Annotated in this window: 27 protein-coding genes; 13 read left to right on the top strand and 14 right to left on the bottom strand. The window is 30.3% G+C overall.

The window, feature by feature from the left end:
* Nucleotides 1–132: 132 nt before the first annotated feature.
* The 5 genes from EU95_RS04040 to EU95_RS04025 all read right to left on the bottom strand — a co-directional run bounded on the left by EU95_RS04040 (nt 133) and on the right by EU95_RS04025 (nt 1,463).
* Complete coding sequence (locus EU95_RS04040; protein WP_032522253.1) at nt 133–315, bottom strand: hypothetical protein; 183 nt, start codon at nt 313–315, stop codon at nt 133–135.
* A gap of 98 nt (nt 316–413) precedes the next feature.
* Entirely contained in the window at nt 414–626 is a 213-nt protein-coding gene (locus tag EU95_RS04035) for a TIGR02450 family Trp-rich protein (RefSeq protein WP_032522254.1), read from the bottom strand.
* 181 nt (nt 627–807) lie between these two features.
* Nucleotides 808–1,017: a hypothetical protein gene (locus EU95_RS04030; protein ID WP_032522255.1), complete on the bottom strand. Its 210-nt coding sequence runs from the start codon at nt 1,015–1,017 to the stop codon at nt 808–810.
* Between the two features lie 8 nt (nt 1,018–1,025).
* Entirely contained in the window at nt 1,026–1,196 is a 171-nt protein-coding gene (locus EU95_RS09930; RefSeq protein ID WP_193742474.1) for a hypothetical protein, read from the bottom strand.
* Between the two features lie 60 nt (nt 1,197–1,256).
* Nucleotides 1,257–1,463 carry a hypothetical protein gene (locus tag EU95_RS04025; protein ID WP_032522256.1) on the bottom strand — a complete coding sequence of 69 codons (207 nt, stop codon included), beginning with the start codon at nt 1,461–1,463 and terminating at the stop codon, nt 1,257–1,259.
* Nucleotides 1,464–1,633: 170 nt separating this feature from the next.
* On the opposite strand from EU95_RS04025, the gene EU95_RS04020 reads away from it, so the two are divergent.
* On the top strand, nt 1,634–2,299 hold the full coding sequence (locus EU95_RS04020) for an SDR family oxidoreductase (protein WP_032522257.1): 666 nt from the start codon (nt 1,634–1,636) through the stop codon (nt 2,297–2,299).
* 101 nt (nt 2,300–2,400) lie between these two features.
* On the opposite strand, the gene EU95_RS09935 is transcribed toward EU95_RS04020, so the two are convergent.
* The 6 genes from EU95_RS09935 to EU95_RS10275 all read right to left on the bottom strand — a co-directional run bounded on the left by EU95_RS09935 (nt 2,401) and on the right by EU95_RS10275 (nt 4,241).
* Nucleotides 2,401–2,538 carry a hypothetical protein gene (locus EU95_RS09935; protein ID WP_193742475.1) on the bottom strand — a complete coding sequence of 46 codons (138 nt, stop codon included), beginning with the start codon at nt 2,536–2,538 and terminating at the stop codon, nt 2,401–2,403.
* 294 nt (nt 2,539–2,832) lie between these two features.
* Nucleotides 2,833–3,087 carry a hypothetical protein gene (locus tag EU95_RS0108955; protein ID WP_032522258.1) on the bottom strand — a complete coding sequence of 85 codons (255 nt, stop codon included), beginning with the start codon at nt 3,085–3,087 and terminating at the stop codon, nt 2,833–2,835.
* Nucleotides 3,087–3,314, bottom strand: coding sequence for a hypothetical protein (locus EU95_RS04015; RefSeq protein ID WP_032522259.1), 228 nt, complete (start codon nt 3,312–3,314; stop codon nt 3,087–3,089). Before EU95_RS04015 ends, EU95_RS0108955 begins: the two co-directional genes overlap by 1 nt.
* Before the next feature lie 103 nt (nt 3,315–3,417).
* Entirely contained in the window at nt 3,418–3,561 is a 144-nt protein-coding gene (locus tag EU95_RS09940; protein ID WP_193742476.1) for a hypothetical protein, read from the bottom strand.
* A gap of 15 nt (nt 3,562–3,576) precedes the next feature.
* A complete protein-coding gene (locus EU95_RS04010; protein ID WP_032522260.1) occupies nt 3,577–3,828 on the bottom strand; it encodes a hypothetical protein in 252 nt (83 codons plus the stop codon).
* A 287-nt stretch (nt 3,829–4,115) separates the two neighbouring features.
* Complete coding sequence (locus EU95_RS10275; RefSeq protein WP_275040496.1) at nt 4,116–4,241, bottom strand: hypothetical protein; 126 nt, start codon at nt 4,239–4,241, stop codon at nt 4,116–4,118.
* Nucleotides 4,242–4,775: 534 nt separating this feature from the next.
* Between EU95_RS10275 and EU95_RS04000 the strand changes: the two genes are divergently transcribed.
* The gene (locus EU95_RS04000; protein ID WP_025890625.1) at nt 4,776–5,012 is read left to right on the top strand and encodes a hypothetical protein; all 237 of its coding nucleotides are present in this window, start codon (nt 4,776–4,778) and stop codon (nt 5,010–5,012) included.
* Nucleotides 5,013–5,033: 21 nt separating this feature from the next.
* Nucleotides 5,034–5,276: a hypothetical protein gene (locus EU95_RS03995; RefSeq protein ID WP_032522263.1), complete on the top strand. Its 243-nt coding sequence runs from the start codon at nt 5,034–5,036 to the stop codon at nt 5,274–5,276.
* Nucleotides 5,277–5,296: 20 nt separating this feature from the next.
* Here EU95_RS03995 and EU95_RS03990 read toward each other — a convergent pair whose 3' ends face one another.
* Both EU95_RS03990 and EU95_RS03985 read right to left on the bottom strand, forming a co-directional pair.
* Entirely contained in the window at nt 5,297–5,491 is a 195-nt protein-coding gene (locus EU95_RS03990; protein WP_032520831.1) for a hypothetical protein, read from the bottom strand.
* A gap of 95 nt (nt 5,492–5,586) precedes the next feature.
* Nucleotides 5,587–5,898, bottom strand: a complete 312-nt coding sequence (locus EU95_RS03985) for a DUF3303 domain-containing protein (protein ID WP_011818215.1) — start codon at nt 5,896–5,898, stop codon at nt 5,587–5,589.
* Between the two features lie 283 nt (nt 5,899–6,181).
* Here EU95_RS03985 and EU95_RS03980 point away from each other — a divergent pair, with 283 nt between their 5' ends.
* From EU95_RS03980 to EU95_RS09950, 10 genes are all read left to right on the top strand, one after another.
* Nucleotides 6,182–6,565: a hypothetical protein gene (locus EU95_RS03980; RefSeq protein ID WP_032522264.1), complete on the top strand. Its 384-nt coding sequence runs from the start codon at nt 6,182–6,184 to the stop codon at nt 6,563–6,565.
* Between the two features lie 96 nt (nt 6,566–6,661).
* A complete protein-coding gene (locus EU95_RS09945) occupies nt 6,662–6,799 on the top strand; it encodes a hypothetical protein (RefSeq protein ID WP_193742477.1) in 138 nt (45 codons plus the stop codon).
* A 121-nt stretch (nt 6,800–6,920) separates the two neighbouring features.
* On the top strand, nt 6,921–7,274 hold the full coding sequence (locus EU95_RS03975; RefSeq protein ID WP_032522265.1) for a DUF1499 domain-containing protein: 354 nt from the start codon (nt 6,921–6,923) through the stop codon (nt 7,272–7,274).
* A 77-nt stretch (nt 7,275–7,351) separates the two neighbouring features.
* On the top strand, nt 7,352–7,483 hold the full coding sequence (locus tag EU95_RS10280; protein WP_011818220.1) for a hypothetical protein: 132 nt from the start codon (nt 7,352–7,354) through the stop codon (nt 7,481–7,483).
* A gap of 183 nt (nt 7,484–7,666) precedes the next feature.
* Nucleotides 7,667–8,722 (top strand): potassium channel family protein, encoded by a 1,056-nt coding sequence (locus tag EU95_RS03970; protein WP_011376270.1) that lies wholly within the window; start codon nt 7,667–7,669, stop codon nt 8,720–8,722.
* Between the two features lie 99 nt (nt 8,723–8,821).
* Nucleotides 8,822–9,793, top strand: a complete 972-nt coding sequence (pstS, locus tag EU95_RS03965) for a phosphate ABC transporter substrate-binding protein PstS (protein WP_032522266.1) — start codon at nt 8,822–8,824, stop codon at nt 9,791–9,793.
* 105 nt (nt 9,794–9,898) lie between these two features.
* Nucleotides 9,899–10,846, top strand: coding sequence for a phosphate ABC transporter permease subunit PstC (gene pstC, locus EU95_RS03960; protein WP_032522267.1), 948 nt, complete (start codon nt 9,899–9,901; stop codon nt 10,844–10,846).
* A gap of 6 nt (nt 10,847–10,852) precedes the next feature.
* Nucleotides 10,853–11,746: a phosphate ABC transporter permease PstA gene (gene pstA / locus EU95_RS03955; protein ID WP_032518711.1), complete on the top strand. Its 894-nt coding sequence runs from the start codon at nt 10,853–10,855 to the stop codon at nt 11,744–11,746.
* On the top strand, nt 11,747–12,556 hold the full coding sequence (gene pstB, locus EU95_RS03950) for a phosphate ABC transporter ATP-binding protein PstB (RefSeq protein WP_032522268.1): 810 nt from the start codon (nt 11,747–11,749) through the stop codon (nt 12,554–12,556).
* A 392-nt stretch (nt 12,557–12,948) separates the two neighbouring features.
* Nucleotides 12,949–13,095, top strand: a complete 147-nt coding sequence (locus EU95_RS09950) for a hypothetical protein (protein ID WP_002808068.1) — start codon at nt 12,949–12,951, stop codon at nt 13,093–13,095.
* A 183-nt stretch (nt 13,096–13,278) separates the two neighbouring features.
* Here the strand turns inward: EU95_RS09950 and EU95_RS03945 are convergent, their stop codons facing one another.
* Nucleotides 13,279–13,581 (bottom strand): hypothetical protein, encoded by a 303-nt coding sequence (locus EU95_RS03945; RefSeq protein ID WP_032522270.1) that lies wholly within the window; start codon nt 13,579–13,581, stop codon nt 13,279–13,281.
* Between the last annotated feature and the right edge of the window lie 97 nt (nt 13,582–13,678).

Below are 13,678 nucleotides of genomic sequence, written 5' to 3' on the forward strand. Positions count from 1 at the left end.
ACTTATTGCCTAATGTGTAACCTATCGACATAAGTACGAAGCCAATGAGTTGAGGTAAATGAGAATTTGCTAGAGACATTTTTTCAATCATTTCTCAATCTATAAAATAATATATTAATAAAAAAATTTTAATTATGTAAATCTATTTTTTTTTGATTCTTTTATTTCTCCAGATTTTTTTAGTGAATTAACGAGTCTTTCATTTTCTGTTTTTAAATTTTCCAATGCAGATTTTGTGAATTGTTCTTTGGCTTCAAATTTTGCTGAGCTTATAACTTTTTTATTAGGCAGTTTTTTCTTCGGTTCTGGATTCATATTAAATAGCTTTTTAAAAATCTTATAAGTTATTTTTCTTGTATTAGGTATTATTTTTTACAATTTTCTGGTTAATAATATTTGTTTACATATACAAACTAATCTTTATCTATTGGGAGCCTCAACCATCCAGTATTCCATTCTGATTTTAGTTTTGCCCATGAGATCCTTTTAATATCTTTTTTATTTTTGGTAGGGAAAATATCAACCCATCTTTCTTCATTTTTACCACCATAAGCTTTAACTTGAAAATGCCTGTTACCATTAATAGTCTTTGGTGCTGTCCAACACAGAGTAGGAGGCCATTTCATGAGAAATTTTTAAAAGTAAAAAAACTAAAGGTTGCTTTGCCCAGTCAAAACTAAACCATAATATGCAATCGTATCAAGAATTAGTATGATACCTAGTATTCTAATAATCATGCTTTAATATTTTTAAATTCAAAGTTTATTAAAAAATTTTTATAAATTTGAGTTGAAGACTTAATATTTTCTAATTTTTCCTTTTTTTATTTCTAACTATTGAGTGGCAAGATTCTGGTTGCCATTCATTCTGAATCTTGCCAATAAAATCATAAATAAATGAATCGGGACATCCAGTTTCTTTTTGAAGTTCTGAAAGTTCTTTTTTAATGAATTCATAAACACTTGTTATTATCCCTAAATTTTCTTCTTGAGAGGGAGCCCATTTTTTACTCTTCATTAATATTTTTAATTATTTTCCACAATATCGTAATAGGTTATATCTGCATAATCAGCATCTGAACAACATAAATCTCCAAATATTTCTTCTAACAAATCGTATGCATCTGAATACTTATCAAAACTTTGAGCGGTTAATTTGTCCTCTTTCCCATCAAGTCTAATTAATTTGTAAGTCATATTTTACTTAGATGCAAAAAATATTATTTTGATTCATTAGATCAATTTATATATAAAAAATCATTTAGGAGTATTAGTTGGATAAAGCTTTTGAATTTTATTGTTCTGAATTTCTATTTTTCTTTGTTCATATTTTTTTGCCATTATTTTTCTGATAAATAATTGTGGGATAAGCCAAACTAATGCAATGGCAATAGTCATGAAAGCAGGATTTCTCCACGTTAACCTAATAAATTTTTGTATAAATTCTTGATTGAAAATTTCCATACATTAAATTTTGATGATAAAGATATCTTGGCTTTCTTTTAAAAATCTTTTAATTACAAGAATTATTATAACCTTAAAAAATCTTATGAGGAATTTCATAAATTTTTTCTTTTTCAAGTTTTTTTTTTTATATTTGAATTTAGATTAATTTTTTATTTTTTAGTTTAGAGATGTCTACTTATCTAGTTACAGGATCAAATAGGGGTATTGGCTTAGAACTATGTAGGCAAATTCATACGAGGGGAGATAATGTAATAGCAACGTGTAGGAAAGCTTCCAAAGAACTTAGAGAATTAGGAGTGAGAATTGAGGAGAATATAGAAATTTCTTCTAATAAGTCGATAACAAATTTGTGTAAAAAATTATCTGGAGTTGATTTAGATTGCTTAATTCATAATGCAGGAATTTATGAATTTAATTCTTTCGAAAACTTGGATAAAACAAGTATTTTGCGTCAATTTGAAGTCAATGCATTGAGCCCAATATTTATGACTCAATCGCTTAAACATCTTTTAAAAAGATCTTCTAAAGTTGCTTTTATCACAAGTAGAATGGGATCTATTGAAGATAATACATCTGGAAGTTCTTATGGTTACAGGATGTCTAAAGTCGCCTTGTCCATGGCAGCAAAATCACTTTCTATAGATTTATCAAGAGAAGATATTCATGTAGCTATTTTGCATCCTGGGTTGGTGAGTACAAGAATGACTGGCTTTACAAGAAATGGAATTAGCCCTGAAGAATCAGCAAATGGCCTTTTAAAACGTATTGATTCTTTAAATAAAAATAACTCGGGTACGTTTTGGCATGCCAACGGAGAAGTTTTGCCCTGGTAATATCCTTACCTTTGTATTGAAGAGATTTATATCGTTAATTTGTTAAAAAACTTTTAAATTTTTAACGAATTTCTTTCCTTGTTTATTTCTTTTAGTTATCTTTAGGAAAACATTAGTAAAGGAGGTGATTCATTGTCGTATCTACCGAAAAATGCGGTTATAAAAGGGGCCGTGAATTCAGTATCTTCATCACATTCATCGGTCTCTTTTTCTTTAATTAAGAAAAAAGGTTTCATCATCAATAGATTTATATAAATCAATCACTTAATAATCAAAAGCTCTGCATCTCAAGTAGTTGTAGAGTTTTTTTTATGAATTTAAATAATCTTTCAAAACATACTCTATCTTTTTTGTCCGAAGTAAATTAAGGCTAAAAAAGATAAAGTACTTACCAGAGCGATTAAGTACCACCCAGTAGAGGAGTTGCTGGTTACTTCGGTCATTTATTTTGATTTATCGGAGGAATTAATTATTTGAGTGAAAATCACAATTGATATCATTAAAAAAACTAAAAGGATGTAAGTAACGTTCATTTATAGAAAAATGCTGATTATCAAAAGGATTATTCCTAGAACTACCGTAACAATTGCTCCATCTACTAATAAGTCTCTCCATGTATAACTTTTAAGCATCCTTGTTTTATCTTCTTCACTCATAAGGTTCTTTAACCAAGTCCAATCTAAAAGCTGTGTCAATGCAACACCAAAAATTAAATGACCAAACAAAATACCAATTAGATCGATTCTCGAAATATCTTTAGTGAGACTTGTAATAATAAAAAAGTCCACTAACTTTTTTCTTTATTAGATAAGGCACCACCTTCTTCTTTGTATTTTTCCCAAGCTTCGCTTATTTTTGCTTTAGTGAAATTTTGTTTTCCCTCAGAGAATTTATTTTTGAGGTTATTTAAACTATTATTCAATTCTTTTTTTGTCGGTTCATCAAGAAAGTTTGATGTTAATTTCCATATATACCAGCTGCTAGCTAGAAGAAGAATTAATCCAAGTAATTGCATATTAGTTTTTTACTATACTACAACTTTTCAAACGGTTTCGATAAATTAATTTCTTTAATACTTGAAGAAATTTTTTTGACCTAAATAAAAATTAAAACTTTAACTAGTGGAAAAATATTCTATCCAGCAGCCATATAGTTAGACCTCCTTCAAGGAAAGCCAACCAATACATCCCATAATCAGAAAATCCCATTTGTTTTTTTACTGTTTTAATTAATTTTTTGTGAGCTTGAATGAGATCTTTCATGAACTATCAAATTTTTTAAACCTGCTGAATTTCCTTCATTAAAAAACCCTTCCCGTAGCAAGAAAGACATGTCTTAGTCTCATCTAGTGAAATTCTTAGAAAACCTGCTCCATTACATCTATAGCAATTCACTCTAGTGTTTGAATAAATTTTTGATTTAATTTTAGCAGCTCGATTTAAGTAAGAAACAGTTTCTTTACGGCCGTTTGCTTTGGCAGCTTTGTTTAGAAGCTTTATGTAGTTGACTTTAAGTTCTTGAGTATTCATATTTTATTGAAACTAAAATGCAAATACAGGAAAAACTTGAATTTTAAAAAATTAAAAACTTTAGATTTCCTGTTTATATTTCTAATCTGATCTCTTACTGAGATCAGATTAATATAACTAAGATTTATTTTATATGTTTGGTTTAAACAGAATTAACTTGTATATTTAATAAAAATTTTATATTTGATCAACTTAAACTTTTTGAGTGATAGTTCAAGAGATATTGTTATGTCTTAGGAAAAAGGTTTAGGAATTTCTATTTCAATAATTTTTGAAGTTTTAGTAGCTTATCCAGCCTTCTTGAGGTTTTTAACTAAAAAATCATTTTCATTAGTAAGAACTTCGAGCTTAGATTTTTGCAACTCTTTTTTGATTTGGGGATTTAAGTCCTTACCTGTCTCTTTTATATTCATATAATTTTTAATTAAAATTTTTTTTAGACAAATAAAATCATAGTGATCCCCAAAAAAAATTGTGGATAATTTTTTCTTAAAAGAAGATAATATTTTATTTTGCACATAGAAATTCAAATTTAATCAACATATTGTGGAAAACCCTGTTGAAAAACGCTTAAAAAGTGGATAACTCTTCGGGAGCATTATCAAAACAAGCTTTTCTCGAAAAATTTTTAAGTATTAATACTTCATCAAAAACCAATTAAATGTATTTTAAAAAGTATCATGATCAAAGGTTATTACTGGGGGATCATTACTTTTAAAAAAAAGATAAAAAATCTATTCCAGGAACTCATGTTGATAAAAAATTTAAAGAGTTTTTATTCTTGATGTATCAATTTGAAAATTAAAGTGAAGAAAAATCAATCTAAACTTGAAATTTTTAATTTTTGTCTTAGCTAGTCAAAAAATCTTTAATTCGGTTATCTCTATGAAAATATTTCTCAAACCTAAAACTAATCAAATAGGGTTAACTAAGTTGTTAAATTTTAAATGACAGAAGAAAAAAAGGATTCAAAAAAATGTTCTGGAAAGAAAAATATTATGTTTGCTTATGGTTTTATACAACTTGGTTCTAGTTTCGTATCTGCAATAGCTTTAGCTGCAATCGCTTTTGGATTCTGTTCAGTAAAAAAAGAGTCTAAACTTTTCAATAAATGTGTTGCAGAAATTATTGAAGATGGTGGTACAAATTCTGAGGCCGTAAGGTATTGCAACGGAGGCAATTAAAATTTCTCTCAGAATAATTAAGTGGACTCAACCTGTGATTTGATTATTGACTCTTTAAAAAAGGAGCCAATAGGAGAAACTGATCATTTTATTTGGTTTATAACAGATATTGGTATCGTTGCATTATTTAAAAGAGAGGAAAACTTTGAAGCCTATGGTTTGAATGTCGAAATTGAGGCAAATAAAATTGCTTTAGATATAACTAAAGAAGAGAAAGAGTACCTCAAAATAAAAGAGAGACGGGTTTTCTTATTTTATTCATAATCTAGGATTTAGTTCTTGATTTAGTAAGATGGCTCAAGGTTAAAGGCCGGCTCCATAATATTGCTTTCGCTAACTAATTCGTAGGTTAGCTCTTTATTTAGGGCATTTATATAAGATGTATAAAGTTTTCCCCAAACAAATTCAAATTCATCTTTACTTAAATTCTTGAAAAGAATTTCTCCTTTGAAGTAAATGTGATAAGAATCATTCATCATGGAAAATTAATCTTATCCTTTTTAACGCAGTGAAATATGTATGTAGTATTAGGTGCTACTAAAAAGAAATTTATATGTAGAAGTTAGAAATACTTTTAGACTATCCGTGTATTCATTTTTTGTTTTTTGAATAATCCGACTGTCTCATCAAGATCCATACAAGGCTGAATGCTTATATCCATTAACCTTCTCCATGGATGCCATTGCTTCCAAATTGTCTCAAGAGAATCTGCACTCACTACAGAATGTCCAATCCCATTTTGAACCATAAAAATCCAAGAATGAACCTCATAGTTTTCAGGTCTATTTTGGGGACCACCTGATTCATACCAATTAATTAGCATTTCTGCCCCTTCTTCTTGATCCTCGCCATCAGTAAATTCGTAGGAAATCAAATACCTTTGCATATAGATTATTATTAAAATCTCTAAACTATTTTAACTCTAGATTTAGATATTGCCTCCGAATTTAATTAATGCTATGAAGTTTATAGAAGTGATTGTTTTAAATGACAGAAAGATTTGGGAAAATTAAAAAGAATATTTTGACTAATTTATCTTTTATAAATAAGACAATCTTGAAGTACTTTCAAAACCATGATCTGTTCGTATAGCTTCATTTAATAGATAAAATTTGATACTTTTTAAAATACCTTAAATTAGTTAACATATTTGTACTGTATAGATACCGATGATAAATAAAAAGGATCAAAGCGATCCAATTGATAATTTAGAGTATGAAAAAGTTCTAGAAGAAGAAATAATTAATTCGTACGAAAGTAAATTTCAGAAAGGTACTGAAGAAGATAGTAAAAATATTAAATTTTACAGACTTAAAAGAACCCCATTAGAAATACTAAATAGGACATTTTTCTTTTTCTTTATTGGAAGCTTTCTTTTCTCTTTGTTTTTAGCTTATTCAGAAAGTAAGTTGTGGTTCTTACTTTATGTAATAAGTGCAATGTCTTGTGTTTTTTATACACCTAATAGAAAAGCACTTAAAGAATTAATAGCAGCTTGGCCAAATATTGAGGATCTCATTAAAGGGAGGAGTTTGTGGAGAAAAGGCAAGTAAATAGATTATGAAATCTTTAAGTGCATTTAAAAAATGGTTATTAAATATCCTTGTTCCATATATCGAAGGCACCAACAAGAAAAAAGAGGATAAAAAATGAGCCTTATACAGCTTGGAATTATTGTTGAAATATTTTTGTTTGTAGGGGTTTTTATATGGGTTAGGAAACTAACTAGTAAAAAAGGTAGACAACCATCTCTATCAAAAAAAACAATTAAAAATCTCAAATTTTAGAATTTTGATCACAAAATAAGGAATCTTTATAAAGAGATCAAATTTATGGGAGAATTCTTTACTTTTTCCCTCTCACTTTGTGTATGAAATCGGTTAGAACATCTATATCGTTTTTAAAAATATGGTTTCCTCCATTCAAGGTCTTGCTCCAATAACTAATCCATTAAATAGTGTCTTAATAGAAAAGAAACTAATAAATGTTGATCAAAAGTTCATTCAACTTGTTTCTTTGGCAGAAGGGTTACCTAGGACAGAAGTTATTGAAAGTGGAAGGAATTATTGGAGAGGTGTTTGTAGAAGCTTGATTTTTAGATTCCCTGATGATCTTGAAATTTTAAAGCTTGATGTTAGAAGTTATGTAGATAGATCTAAAGGAATCATTCAAATAAGATCTGCAGCAAGATTAGGTCAATCAGATTTAGGCGTTAATCTAAGAAGAGTGGAACACTTGTTTAATCAATTAGAGAAATTTTAATTAATCTGTTTTTTATAAATTTAAGGTTCTTTTTACTAAATAGGTGTGCTTTAATTCATAAGAATATGTGAATTGCCATGGTAAAGATAATCTTAGTTGGAATTATTGTCGCACTTGTATATTCTCAACCGGACCTTCGTCTTACTGTTGCTGATTGGTTAAAAGCAGCTTCTGATTTTCTTATTGAATCAGTACAAGTAAAACCTTGAATTAATTTTTAATGAATTATTAAATAATACCTGAGACAGTAATCATTTGTTTAACGCATAGAGCTACGAAAATAAATATTATTATCCTGCTCAATATGTATTTCACTTAAACAAATAAATAGTTTTAGGAACATAATAGAAAATTTTTTTGAAATTTTTGAATAGTTAACGATAATAAGGGATATGAAGCTTAGATTATTTGAGTTCTATTTTATTAAAGACTATTTAAGACCTTGGTTTGGTCTTATTTATTCTTTATTCTTTCTGTTTTTTTTAGGTGCAATTGGCTATCGAATAACAGAAGGATGGGAATGGAGTGATTGCCTATGGATGGTTCTGATCACAATAACCACTATTGGTTTTGGAGAAGTTCAACCTTTAAGCCCTGAAGGCAGGATCGTAACTGTTTTAGTAATCGTTGGCGGATTGATCTTTATTCAATTTACCTTTCAAAAAGCTGTTAGATTATTCGAATCCGGCTATTTTCAAAGAGTAAACGAATTACGTTTTAAAAGACTTCTTAGAAAAATGGAAAATCATGTAATTTTGTGCGGATATGGAAGAGTAGGTCAGGAAATATCTAACCAGATAAAAACACAAAATATTCCTATTATCGTCGTTGAAAGTGATGAAGATAGAAAAAAGATTGCAGAAGAAAATGGTCTAGAAGTACTTTGTGCTGATGCCACTCTTGATGAGACTTTAAAACTGGCAGGATTAGAAAAATGCAAAAGTTTGGTCGTTACCTTACCCAACGATGCTGCTAATTTATATGTGGTTTTAAGTGCTAAAGGTATAAGAAGCTCTATCAGAGTAATTGCAAGAGCAGGAACTGAAGAGGCCGCAAGTAAGTTGAGATTAGCTGGTGCAAGTATAGTTGTAAGCCCTTATATCGCGGCAGGCAGAGCAATGGCGTCAATGGCTTTAAGACCAATCGCGATTGACTTTCTAGATCTTCTCGCAGGTAGTGAATGTGAGATTGAAGAATTTGAATTAAGTAATGATATTAGTCTTTTTGAAACTGCAGAGAAAAGATCACTCTCTGAACTAGGAATAGGCAAAAAGAGTGGGGCTAAAATATTAGCCATTAAAGAAAATGAAAAGTTGTTTACTAATCCTGGAGGTAATTTCATCCTTCAACCAGGTCAGGTATTAATAGCATTTGGTAGCAAAGAACAATTAAATATTTTGAACGGACTTTTAGGAAATCTTGTTGTGGCAGTTGAGCTATTAAAATAGACATAACAAAATAATTTGATTCATAAATCTTTCAATTTTTAAATTTCTTAAGGGCTGTAAATTATCCTTGTATTTAATAAACTTAGTTCTTGTTACATAGTGAGCATTTTCAAAAAAACCCTCATTTTCTCTTCTGCCATTTCATTAATATTTTCTCCATCTGCGATGGCTTCAAAAAGATTAAGTGGAGCTGGTGCATCATTTCCTTCTAAAATTTATACCAGGTGGTTTTTTGACTTGGCTAAATCTGGAGGCCCTAGAGTTAATTATCAAGCCATTGGTTCTGGTTCTGGAAGAAAAGCTTTCATAGATGAAACTGTTAATTTTGGAGCCTCTGACGATCCAATGAAAGAAGCTGATATAAAAAAAGTTACTAGAGGACTTGTTCAAATACCGATGGTAGGTGGAACAATTGCGTTTGGATATAACTACGATTGCGACTTGAAACTAACACAAGAACAAGCTGTTCAAGTAGCAATGGGAATGATAAAAAATTGGAAAGATTTAGGTTGTAAATCAGGGAAATTGACTTGGACTCATCGTTCTGATGGATCAGGTACAACTAAAGCTTTCACAAATTCTATGGAGGCTTTCTCTAAAACCTGGAATTTAGGTACTGGTAAATCTGTTAAATGGCCGGCAGGTGTTGGTGCTAAAGGTAATTCTGGAGTTGCAGGTGTTATTCAAAATACTCCAGGTGCAATTGGTTATGTAAACCAGTCATACATTAAAGGTAATGTTAAGGCTGCAGCTTTACAAAATCTTTCTGGTGAATTTGTTACCCCCAATACTGAATCAGGTGCAATAGCTTTAAATGGGATAAATCTTGATGAAAACTTGGCTGGTAAAAATCCGAATCCTACTGCTAAAGGAGCTTATCCAATAGCAACCTTGACTTGGATACTTGCTTATGAAACAGGTAATGGAAGAAATACTAAGGCAATTCAAGATACATTCTATAAATTGCTCAGCGATGAATATCAAGGTAAAGCTCCTGCTCTAGGATTTGTTCCACTTAAAGGAGATATCCTTAAGAAATCAAGATCAGCTATTAAAAAAATAGGTAGATAAATTTTTCACTACATTTCAAATTATCATGACTTTCATATACCTTTAACCCCTCTTAAAGTCTTTTACAGCATTTAGTAGTAGATTTATAGAGATATTCTTTTTTTAATGGAAGAGAAATTAACTCTTTTCAAGAATCGTAAAAGATTCGGTATCGAAAAAAATATAGATATTATCTTCAAGAATACTGCCCTAGTCTTGTCTAGTTTCGTAGCAATAATACTTTTAGGAATTATTTTAGTAGTCTTTTTTCAGTCATTTGAATCATTTTCAAGGTATGGCTTGAAGTTTTTAGTAACCTCTGAATGGAATCCAGTAAAAGATGAATACGGAGCTTTTACCGCAATATATGGGACTTTGGTAACCTCATTTCTTTCGTTATTAATAACTATCCCTTTGGGAGTTGGAACTGCAATATTTATTACCGAAGACTTTGTGCCTAAAGTTGTTAGAGAAATAATAGGCTCCTTTGTTGAATTACTAGCGGCTATACCATCAGTTGTATTGGGACTTTGGGCAATATTTGTAATGGAACCTTTTTTTAGAGCCTTTTTTGTCTTTTTACATAATTTCTTTGGTTGGATACCTTTATTCAGTACAGAACCTACAAGCAGGAATTCTTTGTTAGCAATATTGATTTTAGTAGTTATGCTTTTGCCAATAGTGACATCTATAGCTAGAGATTCTCTTAATCAAGTTCCTAAAAAGTTAAGAAATGCAGCCTATGGAATTGGAGCAAGTAGATGGAAAACAATATTTTCAGTAATCTTGCCAGCAGCTTTATCAGGAATTATGGCAGGTGTTTTATTGGCTTTAGGCAGGGCAATGGGAGAAACAATGGCTGTGACAATGATTATTGGTAATTCCAATGCATTTAGTTGGTCTCTATTATCTCCTGGATATACCATTTCTTCCATGCTTGCAAACCAGTTTGGTGAAGCTGATGGAAGTCAGGTTTCATCGCTATTTTATGCCGCTTTTGTATTGATGATCCTATCTTTAGTGGTCAATATCTTTGCTCAATGGCTAGTTAAGAAATTTAGTCTCAAATATTAGATAATTATGAATTCACTTTATTACCAGAAAAGATTATCAAGAAATATAGGAGATAAATTCTTTACTTCTTTATCAGTAATTTGTGCACTGATAGCAATACTGCCTTTGATTTTTCTGGTGACTTATATTCTTATAAAAGGTGGATCTCAAATTACACCAGAACTATTTACTTTAGAACCAAATCCTCCTGGAGATGATTTAGATGCAGGAGGTATTAATCCTGCATTGATCGGGACATTAATAATTACTACCATTGCTTCAATTATTGCCATACCAGTAGGTGTTGGCGGTGGAATATATTTAGCGGAATATTCTAAAGGGGGTGCTTTTTCTAGGTTTATAAGATTTGGGGTAAATGTTTTAGCTGGAGTTCCTTCAATAATTGCAGGTGTATTTATTTATGCCTTAATAGTTTCTACAAAGATCCTATTTGGAAGTATGTACAGTGGTTTGGCTGGAGGAATGGCGCTCTCAATATTGATGTTGCCTACAGTGATTAAGACGACTGATGAAGGTTTAAAGTTAGTGCCAAATGAATTGAGATATGCCTCTCTTGGTGTTGGAGCAAGTATGTATACCACCATATTGAAAGTTACTTTGCCCTCTGCCTTTAGGTCTATTGCTACTGGAATTGTACTTGGAATCGCAAGAGCTGCAGGTGAAACAGCACCTTTGATATTTACAGCTTTATTCTCTTACTACTACATAACAGGCTTTGGAGACTTGTTTTATGAGATGGGTTCTTTGGCTGTATTGATATATAACTTTGCTCTAGAACCTTATGATGCACAGAATAAATTAGCCTGGGCAGCTTCCTTTATTCTTGTTTTATCGATACTATCAGTAAATATATTTTCAAGGATATTAGCCGCTTTTACTGAGAAAACTAAGAGAGTATAAATGATCAAAACTAATAAAAAAACACAAAAGAATATCATTTTATCTCTTGAGAACGTATCTATTAGCTATGGAACTTTTGAAGCAGTAAGAAATGTTTTTTGTAACTTTAAAAAAGGAAATATAACCTCTCTTATTGGACCTTCAGGTTGTGGTAAATCAACTGTTCTTAGATCTTTAAACAGAATGAACGATTTAATTCCTAATTGTTCGTTAAAAGGCACTGTCCTCTTTGATGGCACTAATATTTACGACAAAAGAGTAGATCCAATTGAAGTAAGAAGAAGAATTGGGATGGTTTTTCAACAACCTAATCCTTTTCCAAAATCTATTTACGAAAATATCGCATTTGGTGCAAGAATTAATGGCTTTGCGGGAGATATGGATGAATTAGTGGAAAGTTCACTTAGAAAAGCTGCCTTGTGGGACGAATGTAAGGATAAACTAAATGACAGTGGTTACTCTTTATCTGGCGGACAACAACAAAGACTATGTATAGCAAGAACCATCGCAATTGAACCTGAAATAATTCTCATGGATGAGCCATGCTCAGCCTTAGATCCAATCTCTACTTTAAAAATAGAAGAGACCATGCATGAACTTAAGAAGAATTACACAATAATAATAGTTACTCATAATATGCAGCAGGCTTTAAGAGTTAGTGATATGACTGCATTTTTTAATGCAATTGAGTATGAAGATGGTGATAGCGGAAAGGTTGGTTACCTTGCAGAATTTAGTTCGACAAAGAAAATTTTTAACTCTCCAAAAGAAAAAACTACTCAGGAATATATATCGGGCAAATTTGGTTAATGTTTGATTTTTACCTTTTTAAGAAAAATATTTACCTTAAAACTCTTCAGGGGTAGACAAACAGTATAAATACCTATATAGTTATTTCAAATTAGTAAGTTTATCTTTGAAAAACTATCCTTTTCTACCTTTCTTAATTTTTGCAGGTGCTCTGATAACTACCGCAACAGTAGGTTTGCCGGTATTTACTTCATAATTTAAAAATAATTTTATTAAAGGGTAATCCTATGATTCCAATAATAAATAAACAATTAATTGGAAGTCCACATAAAACATTAATAAATGGAAATTTATTTGACTTTGTCAAAAAAAGAGAGAATATGAATTTGTGTGGGAGTGAAAAATCTGTATTAAACCATTTTTAAAGGTGGTTAATTTCTAATTTATTTATCATGGATAAAACAAAAGAACAGTTAGAAAAATTGAGAGAAGTAGCTGAAGCATCTCTTACAAAAACGGATGAACTTCAGAAAGTTCTTGCTCAAATAGAAGCTTTAATGTCCAGGGAAGAATCACAAACTTTATCAAAGAAGAAATAATTATTTAAAAAATAATTTTAGTTTTTGTACTTTTAATTACACCTCTAAAATTCCCTCTTAGTTATTAATTAGGTATGCAGAACCCGTTCCAAAGTTTTCTGTTAGGTCTCGGGGTCTTACCTTCTTTAAGTAAAAGACCCCTTTAATTTGTTTGTTTTTAATATATTTTTATAACCTGCTTATTTAGTTGATTACTTTATTGATTTCCTTCAAGCAGACATTTACATCGAAATATTCAGTATTTACAACCTCTAATCCTGTCTTTTCAGTTACTTCAACTGTGGCATTGCATTCGTCTTGTTTAAGAGCCATGTAACTAGGCGTTTTGTTATTATCATCTAGTTCAATTTTAGAATCATTATCTTCTTTATATTGCTCCATCACAAGTGTAAGAGCCTCTATCTCAACAGAAAAATTCTCATTTGCTTTGGTGTTCAATGGAATAAAAAGAAATGGGAATAAAATAAATGTTATTAATTTTTTCATTTCTATAAAATGTGTTTATTTTTTTTATAACGTGGATCGTGAACTAAAGAAAGGGGCATTAGATATAAGTGTGTTTTGAATTATTTATTCTTACTTA

The organism is Prochlorococcus marinus str. MIT 9201 (assembly GCF_000759955.1).
In the GTDB taxonomy this organism is placed as follows: domain Bacteria; phylum Cyanobacteriota; class Cyanobacteriia; order PCC-6307; family Cyanobiaceae; genus Prochlorococcus_A; species Prochlorococcus_A marinus_G.

Bases quoted from the DNA above. Each gene is read 5' to 3' on its own strand.
- EU95_RS04030 (WP_032522255.1), bottom strand. From the start codon at position 1,017: ATGAAGAGTAAAAAATGGGCTCCCTCTCAAGAAGAAAATTTAGGGATA.
- EU95_RS09940 (WP_193742476.1), bottom strand. From the start codon at position 3,561: ATGAAAGATCTCATTCAAGCTCACAAAAAATTAATTAAAACAGTAAAA.
- EU95_RS04000 (WP_025890625.1), top strand. From the start codon at position 4,776: ATGACAGAAGAAAAAAAGGATTCAAAAAAATGTTCTGGAAAGAAAAAT.
- EU95_RS09930 (WP_193742474.1), bottom strand. From the start codon at position 1,196: ATGACTTACAAATTAATTAGACTTGATGGGAAAGAGGACAAATTAACC.
- EU95_RS04020 (WP_032522257.1), top strand. From the start codon at position 1,634: ATGTCTACTTATCTAGTTACAGGATCAAATAGGGGTATTGGCTTAGAA.
- EU95_RS04040 (WP_032522253.1), bottom strand. From the start codon at position 315: ATGAATCCAGAACCGAAGAAAAAACTGCCTAATAAAAAAGTTATAAGC.
- EU95_RS03945 (WP_032522270.1), bottom strand. From the start codon at position 13,581: ATGAAAAAATTAATAACATTTATTTTATTCCCATTTCTTTTTATTCCA.
- EU95_RS04010 (WP_032522260.1), bottom strand. From the start codon at position 3,828: ATGAATACTCAAGAACTTAAAGTCAACTACATAAAGCTTCTAAACAAA.
- EU95_RS04035 (WP_032522254.1), bottom strand. From the start codon at position 626: ATGAAATGGCCTCCTACTCTGTGTTGGACAGCACCAAAGACTATTAAT.
- EU95_RS04025 (WP_032522256.1), bottom strand. From the start codon at position 1,463: ATGGAAATTTTCAATCAAGAATTTATACAAAAATTTATTAGGTTAACG.
- EU95_RS04015 (WP_032522259.1), bottom strand. From the start codon at position 3,314: ATGCAATTACTTGGATTAATTCTTCTTCTAGCTAGCAGCTGGTATATA.
- EU95_RS03985 (WP_011818215.1), bottom strand. From the start codon at position 5,898: ATGCAAAGGTATTTGATTTCCTACGAATTTACTGATGGCGAGGATCAA.
- EU95_RS09945 (WP_193742477.1), top strand. From the start codon at position 6,662: ATGAGCCTTATACAGCTTGGAATTATTGTTGAAATATTTTTGTTTGTA.
- EU95_RS09935 (WP_193742475.1), bottom strand. From the start codon at position 2,538: ATGATGAAACCTTTTTTCTTAATTAAAGAAAAAGAGACCGATGAATGT.
- EU95_RS03975 (WP_032522265.1), top strand. From the start codon at position 6,921: ATGGTTTCCTCCATTCAAGGTCTTGCTCCAATAACTAATCCATTAAAT.
- pstC (WP_032522267.1), top strand. From the start codon at position 9,899: ATGGAAGAGAAATTAACTCTTTTCAAGAATCGTAAAAGATTCGGTATC.
- EU95_RS10275 (WP_275040496.1), bottom strand. From the start codon at position 4,241: ATGAATATAAAAGAGACAGGTAAGGACTTAAATCCCCAAATCAAAAAA.
- pstA (WP_032518711.1), top strand. From the start codon at position 10,853: ATGAATTCACTTTATTACCAGAAAAGATTATCAAGAAATATAGGAGAT.
- pstB (WP_032522268.1), top strand. From the start codon at position 11,747: ATGATCAAAACTAATAAAAAAACACAAAAGAATATCATTTTATCTCTT.
- EU95_RS10280 (WP_011818220.1), top strand. From the start codon at position 7,352: ATGGTAAAGATAATCTTAGTTGGAATTATTGTCGCACTTGTATATTCT.
- EU95_RS03970 (WP_011376270.1), top strand. From the start codon at position 7,667: ATGAAGCTTAGATTATTTGAGTTCTATTTTATTAAAGACTATTTAAGA.
- EU95_RS03990 (WP_032520831.1), bottom strand. From the start codon at position 5,491: ATGATGAATGATTCTTATCACATTTACTTCAAAGGAGAAATTCTTTTC.
- EU95_RS03980 (WP_032522264.1), top strand. From the start codon at position 6,182: ATGATAAATAAAAAGGATCAAAGCGATCCAATTGATAATTTAGAGTAT.
- EU95_RS09950 (WP_002808068.1), top strand. From the start codon at position 12,949: ATGGATAAAACAAAAGAACAGTTAGAAAAATTGAGAGAAGTAGCTGAA.